Annotated in this window: 2 protein-coding genes; both read left to right on the top strand. The window is 69.4% G+C overall.

What is annotated here, in order from left to right; all coding sequences use genetic code 11:
* Positions 1-81 precede the first annotated feature (81 nt).
* Positions 82-504, top strand: a complete 423-nt coding sequence (locus tag AB0I54_RS48075; RefSeq protein ID WP_363302741.1) for a bacterial transcriptional activator domain-containing protein — start codon at positions 82-84, stop codon at positions 502-504.
* On the top strand, positions 501-2,516 hold the full coding sequence (locus AB0I54_RS48070) for a DUF2637 domain-containing protein (protein WP_363302740.1): 2,016 nt from the start codon (positions 501-503) through the stop codon (positions 2,514-2,516). Before AB0I54_RS48075 ends, AB0I54_RS48070 begins: the two co-directional genes overlap by 4 nt.
* Positions 2,517-2,604 lie beyond the last annotated feature (88 nt).

Raw genomic sequence — 2,604 nt, 5'->3', positions numbered from 1 at the left:
GGGGCGTGAATCACACCAACACACGCCCCCTCCACCCCTGCAGCGGAGCCAAAACAACTCCGTGCACTGGAGCCCAAAGAAGTGCTTACAGACAAAGAGAACCTGCCCCGGCTGGAAACAGCACTCCAGCTCGTCCGCGGCCGGCCCTTCGACGGCCGCCCCCTGCCCTGGGCCGAACCCCACCAACAGGAAATGACCACCTCGATCCTCGACGTTGCCCATACCGTCGCCACCCAGCGCACCCCACCCGGCCCCCACCACAACCTCAACCTGGCCCGCCAGGCCATCGCCACCGCGCTCGACGTCGACCCCACCGCCGAAAAGATCTACCGCGCCTGGATGCTGATCGAGCACACGGCCGGGAACCGGTCGGGCCTCCACATGGCTATCTCCCGCCTCCAACAGGTCAACGCCAGCCTGGGCTGCCCTCTTCAGTCGGAAACCACACGCCTCATCGACGAGCTGCTCCACGCCACCGAAGCGAATCAGGCCCACCGTCCATGAACGGCACCCGAGCGGCCCTGCTCGACACATCACGGAGGCACACACGACAGAACGACCACGCCTCCCCCGTACACGGCACGCCGAACGGTGCCGGCCCCACGCCAACAGGGAACAAGCCAACGCACAGCCCCGCCACCCGCAGGACCCTCACACGCGCCCAGCGCGCCACGGCCATAGTCGTCACCATCGGCGCCGTGATCGTCGCCGGCATCGGCTTCGCCGGTTCGTACGCCGCCGTCCGCGAGCTGGCTCTCAAGAAGGGCTTCGGGAACTTCTCCTACCTTTTCCCGGTCGGCATCGACGCGGGCATCTGCGTCCTGCTCGCCCTGGACCTGCTCCTGACGTGGATCCGGATCCCCTTCCCGCTCCTGCGCCAGACGGCCTGGGTCCTGACCGCGGCCACGATCGCCTTCAACGGCGCCGCCGCCTGGCCCAACCCGCTGGGCGTGGGCATGCACGCGGTGATCCCGGTCCTGTTCGTCATCGCCGTCGAGGCGGCCCGGCACGCGATCGGCCGGATCGCCGACATCACCGCCGACAAACACATGGAGGGCGTCCGCCTCACCCGCTGGATGCTCTCCCCCGTGCCCACCTTCCTCCTGTGGCGCCGCATGAAGCTGTGGGGGCTGCGCTCCTACGAGCAGGTCATCAAGCTGGAGCAGGAACGCCTCGTCTACCAGGCCCGCCTCCAGGCCCGCTTCGGCCGAGCCTGGCGCCGCAAGGCCCCCATCGAGTCCCTGATGCCCCTACGCCTGGCCCGCTACGGCATCCCCCTGGCCGAGACCGCCCCGGCCGGCCTCGCAGCCGCAGGCATCAGCGGTCCTCCCCTCCAGTTCACCGGCAAGCGCATCCCGCTGCCAGCACAGCAGCACAGCCCTGCACATGAGGCCGCCCTCCAGCAGGGAGAGGAGCCTGTGCGGCCAAGCGGCGCCGAGCCCCAGCCGGCCGATCAGCCACGGCCCGCAGACCCCGGTCGGTCACCCGACGCGGACACGGAAGACGAAGGAGCCACCCGGCTCCTCGCCGACGCCTCCCAGCCCAGGTCCCACGCTTGCGGAATCGGGCCCCCGAGCACGCAGTTCACTCCCCCACCCCAGGGCCAGCACGGCATCGCCACCCCAGCCGACGGGCCATCGTCCGGCGAGCAACCGGAGCCCCTGCTGCACGCCCTCAAGCACCGTCACGCACCGTCAAGCGAAACCGAAACTGAGGCCGGGCCCCACGACGCGCACGGCGGGGACGACACACTGGCGTCGGGCGACAGTTGCTCCAACGCCTGGGCCATGTACGCAGCCGAACACGGCCCCCATCCCGACACCGCCGCGCCGATTGAGTACGAGCACCAGCAGGCCGGTATCACCGGCGGCACCAGCCAGCCGGTCACCGCGGCCGAACCGCACGACCACGCTGCCGAATTTCACGACCCCGACGACGGCACCGACGGCACCGACTCCGCCCCGCCGGCCGAGAACGAGACGGCCGGCGCTCCCACCGCGCAGCCGCAGGACGAGCCCCAGCCGGACGCGCAGACGGGGCACGAGACCGCAGTCGCCAGTACACACACCGCCCCAGGGCAACGCAGTCCCAGCACAGTCGCCAAGAGCGACGATGAGCCCCCACGGCAGGAGCCTCCCGACGGACGTGACCTCACCGTCGTCGACCGCTACTACCTCACCTGGATGGAACACCAAACTCAGCACGGCAGCGAACCGTCTCCTGATGAGCTCTCCGCCCTCCTCGCGAACAAAGGCATGCTCGGCCGGGGAAGAAAACCCATCAGCCCCTCCACGCTGCGCCGCTACCCGCTGCAGTTCCGCATCTACACCATCTGGTCCGAGCACCGCGCACGCACCACGGCGCCGTCGGCCGATGCCGTCGCGCAGGAATGCACAGCCCGCGCGATCACCGCCCAGTACAACAAGCCGATCACCCCAGCCCACATCACCGACCACACCCCGGACTTCGAACGCCGCTGGCACACACTGACCCGGCATCACGCCCAAACCCACTAGTGTCCTGCGCCAGAGATCCGTCGGCAGAAGCGGGCGAGGGAGTCGAGGATCTCTTCGGCGGTCTTGGTCCAGATGAACGGCTTGGGGT

This window comes from Streptomyces sp. NPDC050625 (assembly GCF_040654755.1).
GTDB lineage: Bacteria > Actinomycetota > Actinomycetes > Streptomycetales > Streptomycetaceae > Streptomyces.
Note: the sequence above shows the minus strand (reverse complement) of the source record. Positions and strands in the feature narration are given on the sequence as shown.